Below are 13738 nucleotides of genomic sequence, written 5' to 3'. Positions count from 1 at the left end.
CGCGCTACCGCGTTGCGCCAGCGCACCTGGCGCCAGCCATGCCTGCCACTGCTTCACCGCATCTCTTCATCAGGAATCCCATGACCCTCTTTGCTTCCCGCTTCGTGCGCAGCGCCCGGCCAACCGCGCAGGAATCCCGCGAATGAGCGACCGCGTGCGCATCGTCGAAGTCGGCCCGCGCGACGGCCTGCAGAACGAGAAGGCCTGGGTCGCCACGGAAGACAAGATCGAGCTGATCGCGCGGCTGGGGCGCACCGGCCTGCGCAGCATCGAGGCGACCAGCTTCGTCAGCCCGAAATGGGTCCCGCAGCTGGCCGATGCGGCCGAGGTCTACGCCGGCATCGCGCAGGTGCCGGGCGTGGACTATCCGGTGCTGGTGCCGAACCTGCAGGGCTACGAACGCGCGGCCGCGGTCGGCGTGCGCGAGGTGGCCGTGTTCACCGCCGCCTCGGAGACGTTCAACCGCACCAATACCAATGCCGGCATCGACGAATCGCTGGCGCGCTTCGCGCCGGTGCTGGAGCGCGCGGCGGCGGACGGGGTCAAGGTCCGCGGCTACGTGTCCACCGTGCTCGGCTGCCCCTACCAGGGCGACGTCCCCCTGGCCGACGTGGTGCGGGTGGCGCAGCGGCTGCATGCGATGGGCTGCTACGAGATCTCGCTGGGCGACACCATCGGCGTGGGCACGCCAGGCAAGGCGCGGGCGATGCTGCGCGCGGTCGCCGCCGTGGTGCCGATGGACGCATTGGCGGTGCACTTCCACGACACCTACGGCCAGGCCCTGGCCAACATCGCCGCCTGCCTGGAAGAAGGCGTGCGCGTGGTCGATGCCGCGGTGTCCGGCGCCGGCGGCTGCCCATATGCCAAGGGTGCCAGTGGCAACGTGGCCAGCGAGGACGTGGTCTACCTGCTGCACGGCAATGGCGTGGAGACCGGGATCGACCTGCCCGCGCTGGCCGCGACCGGCCGCTGGCTGGCGCAGAAACTGGGCCGGCCGACCGGCAGCAAGGTCGGCCAGGCGCTGGCCGCCGAGGGCTGAGCCGCGGCAGTTCCTTACCCGGCGACGGACCTGCACGCCGCGGCCCGTCGCCGATCTCGCCGCGATGGGGCGGCAGCCTCTAAACTGGGCGTTTTCCTGGGAGGGAACATCCATGCAGCTTGCCGATCTGAAAGCGGTGGTCACCGGCGGCGTGTCCGGCCTCGGCCTGGCGGTGGCGCAACGCATCGTCGCCGAAGGCGGCAAGGTCGCGCTGTTCGACCTGAACGACGACAAGGGTGCGGCCGCGGTCGCCGCCCTGGGCGCGGACCGTGCCTGCTACCTGCGCACCGACGTCAGCGACGAGGTCCAGGTGGCCGCGCAGCTCGGCGCAGCGCAAGGCTTCCTCGGCGGCCTCAATGCCGCGATCAACTGCGCCGGCATCCTCGGCGCCGGCCGCGTACTGGGCAAGGAGGCGCCGATGCCGCTGGCCACCTTCCAGGGCACGGTGATGGTCAACCTGGTCGGCAGCTTCAACGTCGCCAAGGCCGCCGCCGACCTGATGCAGCACAACGCCCCGGGCGAGGACGGCGAGCGCGGCGTGATCGTCAACACCGCCAGCGTCGCCGCCTACGAAGGCCAGATCGGCCAGGCCGCCTACGCCGCCTCCAAGGGTGGCGTGGTGGCGATGACCCTGCCGATGGCGCGCGAACTGGCGCGCTTCGGCATCCGCGTCAACACCATCGCCCCGGGCATCTTCTGGACGCCGATGGTCGACGGCATGCCCGAGGCCGTGCAGCAGTCGCTGGCCGCGGCGATCCCGTATCCTTCGCGTCTCGGCCGCCCGGACGAATTCGCCGACACGGTGATGTTCCTGCTGCGCAACCGCTACCTCAACGGCGAAACCATCCGCCTCGACGGCGCGGTGCGGTTGGCGCCGAAGTAGCGGGGAATGGAGAATCGGGAATGGGGAATCGCAACGGCGTTTCCCTTCCGCTGATCCTCTCCGCCTGCTTGACCCTGTTCCGATTCCCTATTCCCCATTCCCGATTCCCAGCCCTCATGAAAGCCAACGAAATCAAGAAAGGCAACGTCGTCGAGTACAACAACGGCGTGTACCAGATCCGCGACATCGAGCGCAGCTCGCCGCAGGGCCGCGGCGGCAACGTGCGCTTCCGCTTCGTGATGTACAGCGTGCCGGGCGGCAACAAGCTCGATGCCAGCTTCGACGGCGACGACGACCTGCGCGAAGTCGAGCTGATGCGCCGCCAGTCCACCTTCTCGTACAAGGACGGCGACGCCTTCGTGTTCCTCGACGACGAGGACTACACCCCCTACACCCTGGACGCCGATGCGATCGGCACCGATGCGGGTTACATCACCGACGGCCTCAGCGGCATCTACGTGCAGGTCATCGACGACCAGCCGGTGGCGATCCAGTTGCCGCAGAGCGTGACCCTGGAAGTGATCGAGACCCCGCCTGAGCTCAAGGGCGGCACCGCCACCAAGCGCCCGAAGCCGGCCAAGCTCAACACCGGGATCGAGATCATGGTGCCGGAGTACATCGGCAACGGCGAGCGCGTGCTGGTCAATACCACCACCGGCGAGTTCGCCGGTCGCGCCGACTGAGCCCATGCGCGGGAGCAGTGTCACCCACGTCTCCCGCACAGGCAGCGCCGCGCATGCGCCGCGGCACGCCTGCCTCGGCCTGCTGCTGGTCTTGCCGGTGCTGGCGCTCGCCGCGCCGGCGACGCCGGCCACGGCGGCCGCCCCCAAGCCCGCGTGCACGATTCCCGACGCGGTCGATCCCGAGCACCACGACGGTTTCTGCACGCTGCCCGCGCCGATCCGCGCCTTCGTCGCGCGCCAGGACACCTGCACCCATTTCGCCGGCGAAGAGCCCTACGACGCGGCGCGGCGGCGCGAACTGGAGCAGGCGATGGCCAAGTACTGCGACGGCAACGAACAGACTTGGGCGACGCTGCGCGCGCAGTACCGCCAGGATCCGCCGCGCGACGCCTGGCTGCGCCGCTACGGCGAGGATGCGGGTCTCGAGCTGCCGTGATGACGGCTTGCCGGCCGGCAAGGTGGCGCCCTTGCGGGCATCGGCGTCGGCCCTGACGGCCGTCGACATCGGCCTGCTTCGCGTCTTCGCTCGTCGCGGCTGAAGCCGCCCCTACATAAATGGGTTGGAAGCTGCGCCGCGTTTCTGTGGGAGGGACTTCAGTCCCGACCCATGGAGCTATCAGTCTTCCTTCATGCGAACACGGCTGCGCCTGCGACGCACAGGTGCTGCGGACTCACGCCGCCACCGCGCCGCCGTCAACCGCACGCACGATCCAGTTCCCTTCGATCGCCTCGCATCGCAAGCCCGCACGCTGCGCTACGGCTGCCCACCACGCTGCCGCAACAGCGACGGCGAATCCAACTGCAGTCCACCGCCTTCGCGATTGAGCGTGCGCAGGCGTGCGCCCAGCGTCGCCAGGTTGGCATCGATCTGCGCCAGGTCCGCCTGCAGCGGCGCCGGCAGCAACCCGCGCAGGCGCGTCTGCAGCGCGGCGCCGTCGTCGTGCAGCGCCGCGATCCGCGCCTGTCCCTGCACCTGCAGCCAGGCACGTTCCTGCGCCTGCGGCAGGCCATAGCCCGGCTGCCCCTGCAGCAGGCTCGCCGGTTGGCTCAGTAGCCCCTGCTCGGCCAGCACGGCACGCACCGCGCTGGCGGCGTCACGGGTGTCGGCACCCGCATCGCCCGCACCGGCCACCGCGGTCGGCAGCGGCTTGCCCAGATAGCGCCGCTTCAATGCATCGCGCCCACGCTGTTCGGCGCGGCGGCGGGCGGCGTTCTCCAGCAGCAACAAGGCGGCACTGGCACGCAGGTCGCCGCGCTCAAGCCACGGCGCGCGCTGCGCGGCCGGCAGGTCCAGCCACGCGTCGGCATTGCGGGCCGGCAGTGCCAGGGAGCCGCGCGCCACCGCGAACATCTGCGCAAAATGCGCGCTCGCCGCCGGGAAGAAGTAGCCATCGCGCACCGCTGCGTCGGCGTCGTCGAACACCGACGCATCGGCGATGCCGGCCCGTACCAGGCGCCGGCGCAGGCCGGTCGGGCTGATCCCGGACAGATGCGCGGCCGCCAGCCGCGGCACGCCGTCGTGCAGCAAGGCGTAGGTCTCCACCGCGCAGTTGTTGCTCAGGAAGTAATAGCGGCCGTCGTAGCTCCAGTGCAGTTGCGCGGCACGCTCCAGCAGCGCGGCGATCTCTTCGCGCGACAGCCGCAGCGGCAGCGACTGCAGGCCGCGCAACTGCACCTGGGTGTAGTCGTCCACCACCTGGCGCAGCGGCAGCACGAACAGCCGCGACGGGTAGGAGCCGGTGAGCCCGCGCAGGTTGGAAATCTGCACGTCGTCGACGAAGGCGCGGAACGACAGCACCCGGTGCTCGGCCAGGTCCAGCCGGCATGCCGGCCCCAGCGGCCGCCCCGGCGCGCAGATCACCAGGCGCAGCATGCTGTGGCCCCAGTGGCTCATCGGCTGCGCGTTGCCTTCGGCCAGCAGGTAGTCCACCGCGTAAATCCGCGCCGGGTCCACCTGCAGCAAGGCGGCCGCGTCGGCCAGCGGGTCCTGCACGAACACCTGGCCGGGCGCGCATGCGCTCGCCGGCGGCGTCCATGCCAGGCGCGCGGCGAAGTAGCGGGCCAGCGCCGGCCGCCGGCAGGCGTAGTCCGGATCGAGCAGGAAGTGCTCGAGATTCACCGCAACGAACTCGGCCGGCGACTGCAATTCGTAGCGATCCGGGCTGCGCTCGGTGAACCGGTTCTGGCCACGGCGCAGGCCCAAGCGCATCGGGCTGACCTGCCAGCCGGCCAGATCCAGCAGGCGCGGATCGGACGACAGCCGCCCCGCCGCGGAGCGGTCGTAGAAGTGCGCCAGTTCGTGCAGCAAGGCGGCCAGCGCCGGGCGCCGTGCCGGGTCGGCGACCGGATCGGTGTCGCGCCCCGACGCCGCCATCCAGTCGCGCAGCAGGCGCTTGTTCAACAGCAGGCGTTTGGCCTGCGCGCGCCCGTGCACCTGTGCGGGGAGGTCGTCGCGCCACTGCAGCGGCAGCCCTGCCGGCAGCGCCGCGGTCCAGGCCGGCGGCAGCCGCGCCTGCGCCGCAGCCAGCACGGCCTGGCTGGCCGTGCGCTCGGCGGGACTCAGCCCTGTCTCATCGACAGCGAGCGGCGCGGCCGCTGCGGGCATCGCAGCAGCCAGCGCCAGGACCGCCAGCCACCGCGCGCGCAGGCGCCGTGGCCGGCGCGCGATCACAGCGCCAGGATCGCCTGCGCCAGTTCCAGATCGCTGGCCTGTTGCGCCTGCGGGTTGCGCTCGCGTAGCACGCGCAGCGCCGCTTCCAGTTGCACGCCGCGGATGCGGCCGGCGCTGGCGACGAAGCCGGCCGCGTCGTCGCGCGCCTGCAGCACCACCTTGTCGTTGTTGGAACTGCTGTCCGAGGACGCCGAACTGCCGGCCGAGCCGGCCGAGGCCGAACCGGCGGAGCTGCCGGCGAAGCTGGACGCCTGCGCGAACGCGGGCAGGATCAGGGCGAACAGCAGGGCGCAGCGCGCGGTCACTCGGGTCATTGCAATCGTTCCAAACGGGATCGTGAAAAAGGGGACGGCCAGCGCCGCGCCGCATAGCCTAGCGGTCCGCCCCGCGCAGCGCCTGAACGGGCCGCGCGGCAGCGGTGCTAGGCCGGACTCAGGGGTCGAACAGCTTGCCCGGATTGAGCAGCCCGGACGGATCGAACACGCGCTTCACCGCGCGCATCAGCGCGATCTCCTCGGCGCCGCGGGTGCTGTCCAGGTAGGGTTTCTTGACCAGGCCGATACCGTGCTCGGCGGAGATGCTGCCGCCGTGCTCGGCCAGCACCTGCGCCAGCAGCTTGGTGACCTGCTCGCAGGCGGCGATGAAATCCGCCGGCGCAGTGGCCTCGGGCTTGAGCACGTTGATGTGAAGGTTGCCGTCGCCGATGTGGCCGAACCACACCACCTCGAACTGCGGGTAGGCCTCGCCGAGCAGCGCCTGGGTCCGCGCAAGGAACGCCGGCATCGCCGAGATCCGCACCGACACGTCGTTCTTGTAGGGGGTGTAACGCGCCACCGCCTCGGTAATGCCTTCGCGCAGGCGCCACAGCTGCGCGGCCTGCGCCTCGCTCTGGCTGATCACCCCGTCCAGTACCCAGCCCTGCTCCATGCAGGCCTCGAACGCGGCCAGCGCCGCGGCCTCCTGCGCCTCGTTGCCGCTGGCGTACTCGGTGACCACGTAGTACGGATAGACGGTGTCGAACGGCGCCTGCGCGCCGTGCGCCAGCACGTGCTGCAGCGCACGGTCGGTGAAGAACTCGAACGCCTCCAACTGCAGCCGGCTGCGGAATGCGGCGAACACCTGCATCAGCACCTCGAACGAGGGCAGCGCCAGCAGCATCACGTTGCTCGGCGGCGGCGGATCGGTGAGGCGCAGGGTGGCTTCGACCACGATGCCGAGGGTGCCTTCGGAGCCGATCAGCAACTGGCGGAAATCGTAGCCGCTGGAATTCTTGATCAACCCGCGGTTGAGCTCGAGCAATTCGCCGCTGCCGGTGACCACCTTCAACCCGGCGATCCACTCGCGGGTGTTGCCGTAGCGGATCACGCGGATGCCGCCGGCATTGGTGGCGATGTTGCCGCCGATCGAGCACGACCCGCGCGCGGCGAAGTCCACCGGGTAAAGCAGCCCGTGCTCGCGCGCGGCGTTGTGCACCGCTTCCAGCGGCATGCCGGCCTGCACGGTGAGGGTGCGGTCGACCGGATCGAAGGCCAGCGCCTTGTTCATCCGCTCCAGGCTCAGCACCAGTTCGCCGTGCGCGGCCACCGCGCCGCCGGACAGGCCGGTGCGACCGCCGGAGGGCACCACCGCCACCGCGTGGTCGTTGGCCCAGCGCAGCACCGCCTGCACCTCCTCCACCGTCGCCGGCAGCGCGATCGCCAGCGGCGCCGGGGTCCAGCGCCGGGTCCAGTCGCGACCGTAGTGCTCGAGGTCGGCGGGATCGGTCTTCAGGCGCAGGCCGGGAACGGCGAGGGCCAGGGCATCCAGGCGCGGGTCGGTCATAAGTGGAGAGGTCGAAGCGTAGACAATCGTTCAAGCGTGCCAGCGTTGCGCAACGGCGTCCAGTTCGCTGCCAGCAGGTCGCTGCTTCTGCGAATCCCCCATCTCCACTGCCGAATCCCCCACCGGCCGCCGCCAATCGATGCACCTGAAACCGTCCACCGGCGTTGCATCCACGGCCTCCCGGCATCCTATTGCGGCGCACCAAAGCGCGGAGCCATCTGGCATAGTGACCGGCCCGTTGGCCATCGCTCCCTCGCCGCAATGTCGCCCAAGAAGACCTCGTTTCCGAAGCAGGATATCCGCGTGCTGCTGCTCGAAGGCATCAGCCAGACCGCCGTCGACGTGTTCCGCGCGGCCGGCTACTCGCAGATCGAACTGCACGCCAAGTCGCTGCCGGAAGACGAGCTCAAGCAGCGCATCGCCGAGGCGCACATCGTCGGCATCCGCTCGCGCACCCAGCTCAGCGCCGAGGTGCTGGCCCACGCCAAGCGCCTGATCGCGGTCGGCTGCTTCTGCATCGGCACCAACCAGGTCGACCTGGACGCCGCGGAACTGGCCGGCATCCCGGTGTTCAATGCGCCCTACTCCAACACCCGCAGCGTCGCCGAGCTGGTGATCGCCGAGGCCATCTTGCTGTTGCGCGGCATTCCGCAGAAGAACGCCGAATGCCACCGCGGCGGCTGGTCGAAGTCGGCCGCCGGCAGCCACGAGACCCGCGGCAAGGTGCTGGGCATCGTCGGCTACGGGCATATCGGCACCCAGGTCGGCGTGCTGGCCGAGGCGCTGGGCATGCAGGTGATCTTCCACGACATCGAGACCAAGCTGTCGCTGGGCAACGCCCGCACCGCCACCGACCTGGACGACCTGCTGGCGCGCTCGGATGTGGTCACCCTGCACGTGCCGGAAACCGCGGCCACCCGCGACATGATCGGCGCCACGCAGCTGGCGCAGATGAAGCCGGGCGCGCACCTGATCAACGCCTCGCGCGGCACGGTGATCGACATCGACGCCCTGGACGCGGCGCTGCGCAGCGGCCACATCGGCGGCGCCGCGGTGGACGTGTTCCCGATTGAACCCAAGGGCAACGGCGACCTGTTCGAATCGCCGCTGGCCGCGCACGACAACGTGATCCTGACCCCGCACGTCGGCGGCAGCACGCTGGAAGCGCAGGACAACATCGGCGTGGAAGTGGCGGCCAAGCTGGTGCGCTACAGCGACAACGGCAGCACCCTGTCGGCGGTGAACTTCCCCGAGGTGACCCTGCCCGAGCACGCCGAGAGCCTGCGCCTGCTGCACATCCACCGCAACGTGCCGGGCGTGCTGTCGCAGATCAACGAACTGTTCTCGCGCCACAACGTCAACATCGACGGCCAGTTCCTGCGCACCGACCCCAAGGTCGGCTACGTGGTGATCGACGTCGGCGCCAGCGAGGAGCAGGCGGCGGTGCTGAAGGAGGAACTGGCGCAGGTGGCGGGGACGTTGCGGACGCGCATTCTTTATTAGCGAGGATTGGGGATTGGGGATTGGGGATTGGGGATTCGTGGGGGCGCTGCGCGCCCGTACCCTCACCCCAACCCCTCTCCCGGAGGGAGAGGGGCTATGCATTTCCCTTCTCCCGCCGGGACCATGGCCCCCTTTTTGGGAGAAGGTGCCCCGAAGGGGCGGATGAGGGTACGGGCGCAGCCTCGTGCAGCTGAAACACCGCATGCGCTTCGCGCCCGACCCTCACCCCAACCCCTCTCCCGGGGGGAGAGGGGCTGATGCGCGGCGCTTCAACCACTTCTGCGCCATGCGCCGCAGCGACGGATCCAGGTCCGCTTCATCCAACAATTCGGCGATCGGGCGCCAGGCCAACGCCAGCGATTCTTCGCTGACCGCGAAGGCTTCATCGGCGCCGGCGCGGACCACGTAGCGTGCGTCGTAATGCCAGTGCCCCGGCACCTCGCCGCGGGCGGGAATCCAGTGCCGGTCCAGGTCGAAGATCGCGCCATCCTCCAGTGCCAGGCCGGGCAGCCCCGATTCTTCCTCGGCCTCCTTCAAGGCCACCCGCGCCAGATCGCGGTCGCCGTCGGCGTGGCCGCCCAGTTGCAGCCAGCGCTGCAGCTTGCGGTGATGGGTCAGCAAGGTGCGCGTGCCGTCGGCGCTGACCAGCCAGGCCGAGCCGGTGAAATGGCCGTCCAGGCGGGCGCGCACGAACGGATCGGCGGCATCGTCGAGCAAGGCCAGGAACTGCGCGGCGACCTCGGCCTGGTCCGGGCACCGCCCGGCATGGGCCTGCAACTGCTGGCGTAGGGACGACTCCGGCATCGGCGTTCTCGCATTCGGGGGCGGCCATTATCGCCGTCCACGGTGCAGCGCGGCTTGTGGCGGCCGGCCGGCTTTGGCATGGTACGACGCTTGCGTCGCCCGCTGCGGGCCCGGCGCTTCGCCATTGCCGGGGCCGCTTGCCCCGTACCGCCACCTGGGGATGCACCGAATGCTCAAGTCTTTGCTGAGGGTCAAGCCGATCGAACCGGCCGGTCACGTCGATGCCGGCGAACCGTTCGAAGGCAGTCTGGAGGGCGAAGCCACCCTCAAACGCACCCTCACCGCCAGACACCTGATCCTGCTCGGCATCGGCGCGGTGATCGGCGCCGGCATCTTCGTGCTCACCGGCCAGGCAGCGGCCAATCATGCCGGCCCGGCGGTGATGCTCTCGTTCGTGTTCGCCGGCCTGGCCTGCGCCTTCGCCGGCCTGTGCTATGCCGAATTCGCGGCGATGCTGCCGGTCTCGGGCAGCGCCTACTCGTACTCCTACGCCACGCTCGGCGAAGGCGTGGCCTGGTTCATCGGCTGGTGCCTGGTGCTGGAATACCTGTTCGCCGGCTCCAGCGTCGCGGTGGGCTGGTCGGCCTATCTGATCAGCTTCGTCACCGGCACCCTCGGCCTGCCCTTCCCCGCGGAACTGGCCAGCGCGCCGCTCACCTGGACCGGCCATGCGTTCGTGGCCTCGGGCAACCTCGTCAACCTGCCGGCGGTGCTGATCGTGGCCGCGGTCAGCACGCTGTGCTACGTCGGCGTCACTCAATCGGCCTTCGTCAACGCCATCGTGGTGGCGATCAAGGTGCTGGTGATCTGCCTGTTCGTCGGCGTCGGCATCTTCTACATCAACCCGGACAACTGGCATCCGTTCATCCCGGAAAACACCGGCCCGGGCGAGTTCGGCTGGAGCGGCATCTTCCGCGCCGCCTCCATCGTGTTCTTCTCCTATATCGGCTTCGATGCGGTCTCCACCTCCGCCGGCGAGACCAAGGACCCGCAGAAGAACATGCCGATCGGCATCCTGGTGTCGCTGGCCATCTGCACCGTCATCTACATCATCGTCTGCGCGGTGCTGACCGGCCTGCTGCCCTACACCCAGCTCGGCACCGCCAAGCCGGTGGCCACTGCGCTGGAGCACTATCCGCAGCTGGCCTGGCTGAAAACCTTCGTCGAGATCGGCGCCATCGCCGGCCTGTCCTCGGTGGTGCTGGTGATGCTGATGGCGCAGCCGCGCATCTTCTACACCATGGCGCGCGACGGCCTGCTGCCGAAGCTGTTCGGCAAGGTCCATCGCCGTTTCCACACCCCCTACGTCGGCACCGTGGTGGTCGGCGTGCTCGCGGCGCTGCTGGCCGGGCTGATCCCGCTGGACGTGCTGGGCGAACTGGTGTCGATGGGCACCCTGCTGGCCTTCGCCACGGTCTGCGTCGGCGTGATGGTGCTGCGCTTCACCCGTCCGGATCTGCCGCGCCCGTTCCGGGTGCCGCTGTTCTGGGCGGTGTGCCCACTGGGCGCGCTGTTCTGCGTGGGCCTGTTCTTCCAGGCATTCCAGGAACACTGGAAGGTGTTCGTCGGCTGGACCCTGATCGGCCTGTGCATCTACTTCTTCTACGGCATCCGCAACAGCCGCCTGGCCACCAAGGCCTGATCCGCTCCTCCGAAGACCGGCGTCCGCGCCGGTCTTCGCGTTCGCCCCCTCTTCCTCGCACGCCGCGCCCGGCTGGAACCGCTCGATGCTCAAACAACTCTTGGCCACCAAACACCCCCATGCCAGCCACGAGGACGCCGGCGGGCTAGGCCTGCAACGCGCGCTGGGCCCCTGGGGCCTGACCGCGCTGGGCATCGGCGCGGTGATCGGCGGCGGCATCTTCGTCATCACCGGGCAGGCCGCGGCCAACCACGCCGGGCCTGCGATCATGCTCTCGTTCGTGCTGGCCGCGGTGTGCTGCGCGTTCTGCGCGCTGGCCTACGCCGAGTTCGCGGCGATGGTGCCGGTCTCCGGCAGCGCCTACACCTACACCTACGCCACCTTCGGCGAACTGGCGGCCTGGTTCATCGGCTGGATGCTGGTGCTGGAGTACGGCGTGTCGGCCTCGGCGGTGGCGGTCAGCTGGACCGGCTATTTCCTGAGCCTGCTCGACCACTTCAACATCCATCTGCCCGCGGCCCTGGTCAACGCGCCGCTGGACGGCAAGCTGCAGCCCACCGGCGCGATCGCCAACCTGCCTGCCGCCGGCATCGTGCTGCTGCTGACCTGGCTGTGCTACGTCGGCATCCGCAAGTCCTCAGCGATGAACATGGCGATGGTGGTGCTGAAGAGCGGCCTGATCGTGCTGGTCATCGCCGCCGGCTGGAAGTACGTGGACCCGGCCAACTGGCACCCGTTCATCCCGGCCAACGAAGGCCCGGGCAAGTACGGCATGGATGGCGTGCTGCGTGGCGCGGCGATGGTGTTCTTCGCCTACATCGGCTTCGAGGCGGTGTCGGTGGCGGCGCAGGAATCGCACCGGCCGCAGCGCGACCTGCCGATCGGCATGATCCTGTCGCTGGTGATCTGCACCGTGCTGTACATCGCCATGGCCGCGGTGATGACCGGGCTGGTGCCGTTCGCGCAACTGGGCACCGACGAGCCGGTGGTGACCGCGGTCGCCGCGCATCCGCAACTGGGCTGGCTGCGCGTGGTGGTGGAGGTCGGCGCGCTGATCGGCCTGTCCTCGGTGGTGCTGGTGATGATCATCGGCCAACCGCGCATCTTCATGATCATCGCCCGCGACGGCCTGCTGCCGCCGGTGTTCACCAAGATCCACCCGACCTACCGCACCCCGCACGTCAACACGGTGATCACCGGCATCGGCATCGCCCTGCTGGCGGCGCTGTTCCCGCTGGACGTGCTGGGCGAACTGACCTCGATGGGCACCCTGATCGCCTTCGCCGCGGTCTGCGCCGGCGTGCTGATCCTGCGCCGCACCCAGCCGGACCTGCCGCGGCCGTTCCGCATCCCGTTCGCCTGGCCGATCTGCATCGCCGGCGTGCTCAGCTGCCTGGCGCTGCTGTCGGCGATGACCGCGCACAACTGGATGCTGATGGCCGGCTGGACGGTGATCGGCCTGGCGATCTACTTCGGCTACGGCTACCGCCACAGCCGCCTGCGCGGCAGCCAAGGCTGAGCGCAGAGCCCCTTTCCCATCGGGAGAGGGGTTGGGGTGAGGGTACGGCGCGCGAAGCGCCGCACCCATCTGGCAGCACGAGGCTTCGCCCGGACCCTCATCCGCCCCTGCGGGGCACCTTACTCCCGACCGGAGAAAGAACAAGCCAGAGCCCCTCTCCCCTCGGGAGAGGGGTTGGGGTGAGGGTACGGCGCGCGAAGCGCTGCGCCCATCTGGCAGCACGAGGCTTCGCTCGGACCCTCATCCGCCCCTGCGGGGCACCTTCTCCCAAGGGGAGAAGGAAAAGCCGTAGCCCCTCTCCCTCCGGGAGAGGGGTTGGGGCGAGCGTCCGACCGCTCGTGACCCGTCTTGAGACGGGTCGGCTTGAGGGTACGGCATGAGCAGATGCGCTTGGATCCAGCCACCTGTCATCCCAATCCAACCCCCAAGCCCTACACTACGCGCATGAACGCACTGCCCTACGATTCCGAGCGCCTGCGCACGCTGGCGCACCTGCTGATCGACAACATCCGCGAGCTCTCGCAGGCCGGCTGGACGCCCGCCACCAGCAGCAACTTCTCGCACCGCCTGGACGATCGCCATGCCGCGATCACCGTCTCCGGTGGCGACAAGGGCCGGCTGGTGGAGGACGACATCATGGTGGTGGACTTCGACGGCCAGGCCGTCGGCCGGCCGCTGCGCCCGTCCGCCGAGACCCTGCTGCACACTCAGCTGTACCGGCGCTTCCCCGAGGTCGGCTGCATTCTGCACACGCACTCGCCGGTGCAGACCATCGCCTCGCGCCTGTACGCCCCGCAGGGCCAGATCCGCCTGGAAGGCTACGAGCTGCTGAAGGCGCTGCACGGCAACCAGACCCACGAGACCGCGGTGGACCTGCCGGTGTTCGCCAACACCCAGGACATGACCGTGCTGGCCGCGCAGGTCGACGCCCTGCTCGATCGCACGCCGCTGTGGGGCTACCTGATCGACGGCCACGGCCTGTACGCCTGGGGCCGCGACATGGCCGAAGCGCGCCGCCACCTCGAAGCCTTCGAGTTCCTGCTGCACTGCGAGCTGGAGCTGCGCAAACTGCGCGCCGCCGGCTGATCCGCCGCGGCGCGACAGCGTTCCAGCGCCGCAACGGCCGCCGGCCGCGCACCTGCTACCCTTTTCGTCCCCACTGACGCTTTCGCC

General features: G+C 69.7%; 12 protein-coding genes. 8 read left to right on the top strand and 4 right to left on the bottom strand.

Annotated features, from left to right (window positions below):
* Positions 1–142: 142 nt before the first annotated feature.
* The 4 genes from SLW52_RS19015 to SLW52_RS19000 all read left to right on the top strand — a co-directional run bounded on the left by SLW52_RS19015 (position 143) and on the right by SLW52_RS19000 (position 3041).
* Complete coding sequence (locus tag SLW52_RS19015) at positions 143–1039, top strand: hydroxymethylglutaryl-CoA lyase (RefSeq protein WP_017912212.1); 897 nt, start codon at positions 143–145, stop codon at positions 1037–1039.
* 112 nt (positions 1040–1151) lie between these two features.
* Positions 1152–1922 carry an SDR family oxidoreductase gene (locus tag SLW52_RS19010; RefSeq protein ID WP_267084366.1) on the top strand — a complete coding sequence of 257 codons (771 nt, stop codon included), beginning with the start codon at positions 1152–1154 and terminating at the stop codon, positions 1920–1922.
* A gap of 116 nt (positions 1923–2038) precedes the next feature.
* Positions 2039–2605, top strand: coding sequence for an elongation factor P-like protein YeiP (gene yeiP / locus SLW52_RS19005; RefSeq protein WP_267120930.1), 567 nt, complete (start codon positions 2039–2041; stop codon positions 2603–2605).
* A gap of 4 nt (positions 2606–2609) precedes the next feature.
* Positions 2610–3041: a hypothetical protein gene (locus tag SLW52_RS19000; protein ID WP_295907347.1), complete on the top strand. Its 432-nt coding sequence runs from the start codon at positions 2610–2612 to the stop codon at positions 3039–3041.
* A gap of 318 nt (positions 3042–3359) precedes the next feature.
* Here SLW52_RS19000 and SLW52_RS18995 read toward each other — a convergent pair whose 3' ends face one another.
* The 3 genes from SLW52_RS18995 to SLW52_RS18985 form a co-directional block, all read right to left on the bottom strand.
* The gene (locus SLW52_RS18995; protein ID WP_295907350.1) at positions 3360–5210 is read right to left on the bottom strand and encodes a DUF4105 domain-containing protein; all 1851 of its coding nucleotides are present in this window, start codon (positions 5208–5210) and stop codon (positions 3360–3362) included.
* A gap of 62 nt (positions 5211–5272) precedes the next feature.
* Positions 5273–5590 carry a DUF2388 domain-containing protein gene (locus SLW52_RS18990; RefSeq protein WP_010341821.1) on the bottom strand — a complete coding sequence of 106 codons (318 nt, stop codon included), beginning with the start codon at positions 5588–5590 and terminating at the stop codon, positions 5273–5275.
* A 118-nt stretch (positions 5591–5708) separates the two neighbouring features.
* The gene (locus tag SLW52_RS18985; RefSeq protein WP_295907352.1) at positions 5709–7097 is read right to left on the bottom strand and encodes an FAD-binding oxidoreductase; all 1389 of its coding nucleotides are present in this window, start codon (positions 7095–7097) and stop codon (positions 5709–5711) included.
* Positions 7098–7358: 261 nt separating this feature from the next.
* Here SLW52_RS18985 and serA point away from each other — a divergent pair, with 261 nt between their 5' ends.
* On the top strand, positions 7359–8600 hold the full coding sequence (serA, locus tag SLW52_RS18980; protein WP_043091919.1) for a phosphoglycerate dehydrogenase: 1242 nt from the start codon (positions 7359–7361) through the stop codon (positions 8598–8600).
* A gap of 222 nt (positions 8601–8822) precedes the next feature.
* On the opposite strand, the gene SLW52_RS18975 is transcribed toward serA, so the two are convergent.
* Positions 8823–9404 carry an NUDIX hydrolase gene (locus SLW52_RS18975; RefSeq protein ID WP_320740913.1) on the bottom strand — a complete coding sequence of 194 codons (582 nt, stop codon included), beginning with the start codon at positions 9402–9404 and terminating at the stop codon, positions 8823–8825.
* Positions 9405–9573: 169 nt separating this feature from the next.
* Between SLW52_RS18975 and SLW52_RS18970 the strand changes: the two genes are divergently transcribed.
* The 3 genes from SLW52_RS18970 to SLW52_RS18960 all read left to right on the top strand — a co-directional run bounded on the left by SLW52_RS18970 (position 9574) and on the right by SLW52_RS18960 (position 13651).
* Complete coding sequence (locus tag SLW52_RS18970; protein WP_043091917.1) at positions 9574–11046, top strand: amino acid permease; 1473 nt, start codon at positions 9574–9576, stop codon at positions 11044–11046.
* 85 nt (positions 11047–11131) lie between these two features.
* Positions 11132–12565, top strand: coding sequence for an amino acid permease (locus tag SLW52_RS18965; RefSeq protein ID WP_010341826.1), 1434 nt, complete (start codon positions 11132–11134; stop codon positions 12563–12565).
* A 444-nt stretch (positions 12566–13009) separates the two neighbouring features.
* Positions 13010–13651: a methylthioribulose 1-phosphate dehydratase gene (locus tag SLW52_RS18960; protein WP_295929910.1), complete on the top strand. Its 642-nt coding sequence runs from the start codon at positions 13010–13012 to the stop codon at positions 13649–13651.
* Positions 13652–13738: the final 87 nt, after the last annotated feature.

It is taken from the genome of Xanthomonas sp. LF02-5, assembly GCF_034105325.1.
GTDB lineage: Bacteria > Pseudomonadota > Gammaproteobacteria > Xanthomonadales > Xanthomonadaceae > Xanthomonas_A > Xanthomonas_A sontii.
This window is presented reverse-complemented; position numbering and strand designations above follow the sequence as displayed.

Excerpts from the sequence above, each read along its gene's own strand:
- SLW52_RS18960 (WP_295929910.1), top strand. The coding sequence starts at position 13,010 with ATGAACGCACTGCCCTACGATTCCGAGCGCCTGCGCACGCTGGCGCAC.
- SLW52_RS18975 (WP_320740913.1), bottom strand. The coding sequence starts at position 9,404 with ATGCCGGAGTCGTCCCTACGCCAGCAGTTGCAGGCCCATGCCGGGCGG.
- SLW52_RS18965 (WP_010341826.1), top strand. The coding sequence starts at position 11,132 with ATGCTCAAACAACTCTTGGCCACCAAACACCCCCATGCCAGCCACGAG.
- serA (WP_043091919.1), top strand. The coding sequence starts at position 7,359 with ATGTCGCCCAAGAAGACCTCGTTTCCGAAGCAGGATATCCGCGTGCTG.
- SLW52_RS18985 (WP_295907352.1), bottom strand. The coding sequence starts at position 7,097 with ATGACCGACCCGCGCCTGGATGCCCTGGCCCTCGCCGTTCCCGGCCTG.
- SLW52_RS18970 (WP_043091917.1), top strand. The coding sequence starts at position 9,574 with ATGCTCAAGTCTTTGCTGAGGGTCAAGCCGATCGAACCGGCCGGTCAC.
- SLW52_RS19010 (WP_267084366.1), top strand. The coding sequence starts at position 1,152 with ATGCAGCTTGCCGATCTGAAAGCGGTGGTCACCGGCGGCGTGTCCGGC.
- yeiP (WP_267120930.1), top strand. The coding sequence starts at position 2,039 with ATGAAAGCCAACGAAATCAAGAAAGGCAACGTCGTCGAGTACAACAAC.
- SLW52_RS19015 (WP_017912212.1), top strand. The coding sequence starts at position 143 with ATGAGCGACCGCGTGCGCATCGTCGAAGTCGGCCCGCGCGACGGCCTG.
- SLW52_RS18990 (WP_010341821.1), bottom strand. The coding sequence starts at position 5,590 with ATGACCCGAGTGACCGCGCGCTGCGCCCTGCTGTTCGCCCTGATCCTG.
- SLW52_RS19000 (WP_295907347.1), top strand. The coding sequence starts at position 2,610 with ATGCGCGGGAGCAGTGTCACCCACGTCTCCCGCACAGGCAGCGCCGCG.
- SLW52_RS18995 (WP_295907350.1), bottom strand. The coding sequence starts at position 5,210 with ATGCCCGCAGCGGCCGCGCCGCTCGCTGTCGATGAGACAGGGCTGAGT.